Origin of the sequence: Brachyspira innocens ATCC 29796 (assembly GCF_000384655.1) — a bacterium.
In the GTDB taxonomy this organism is placed as follows: domain Bacteria; phylum Spirochaetota; class Brachyspiria; order Brachyspirales; family Brachyspiraceae; genus Brachyspira; species Brachyspira innocens.
This window is the reverse complement of record NZ_ARQI01000002.1, coordinates 1-1,005: the sequence shown is the minus strand read 5'-3', so window position 1 is coordinate 1,005 and position 1,005 is coordinate 1. Positions and strand designations below refer to the sequence as shown.

At 23.5% G+C, this 1,005-nt stretch carries 1 protein-coding gene; it reads right to left on the bottom strand.

What is annotated here, in order from left to right:
• Positions 1 to 573: 573 nt before the first annotated feature.
• Positions 574 to 744, bottom strand: a complete 171-nt coding sequence (locus F811_RS16560) for a hypothetical protein (protein WP_020003282.1) — start codon at positions 742 to 744, stop codon at positions 574 to 576.
• Positions 745 to 1,005: the final 261 nt, after the last annotated feature.

Genomic DNA, 1,005 nt, shown 5'->3' with positions numbered 1-1,005 from the left:
GCAGTTTTTTGTATTTATCTTTATTGATTATTTTGATGAAAAAAGTTAAAATGTACTTTACTATTTTTAAAAACAGTAATATAATTTTGATGTTAATATAGGACATTGTTTTATATCTCCATTTAAAATGATGTTTTTTAGGGTAAGGTTTTCCTAGAACCTTACCCTGTATATTGCTTATTTTTTTATTTCTTGTATAAGCAATATTAATGCTATTATGATGATGAATATTTCACCAGTACTCATAAGGAATCACCTCCTTTTAATGTGAAGTATTCAGGGCTGGAACTTTGCAGAGTTTCAGCCCTATTTTTTAAGTCTTAATCAAAATGAAATATTGATAAAATATTTATAATCAATGTTAATATAAGATTGCTCTTTTTTAATATTGAGTATAATTTTTGATATTTATTTTGATTAATAATTTCAAATAAAATTAATAGAATGCTATTTACTATTTTTAAAAATAGTATTAGAATATAGCTATTACGCATAGTTTGAATCCTTTATTTAAATTATGTTTCAAGGGTAAGGTTTTCGCAGAACCTTACCCTCTTTTTTTATTTAGGCTGATTACTTTTTATTTACTTCATTGATATACATTTTATGCAGTTCTAATAAATACTTGCTTACTCTCATATTCAAACTGTCAGCCTCTTTCTTCATCTCTTGAAATGCTGTCTTTGTAACTCTCAAAGTTATCCCTATATTTTTTTCTTTGTCTGAAGGTTTTAATTTTTGCATACCGCACTCCTTATAAATTTATTTTTTGTATACTCTTAGTAAAAAAATATAAAGAAATATAAGTTGCTCTTTATTTATTTTTTTAAAAAATTTATACTGACATCATTTTTTTAAAAAAGCGTCTGTAAATATAAATTTGTTTATATTTTATTATACAGTAGTATGGTATAGTATAAATATATAGTTTAGCTATACATTTTTTGTACTCAGTTTATCAATCCTGTTACTAAGCTCATTCATTTTTAGAACTATTGTATTAAG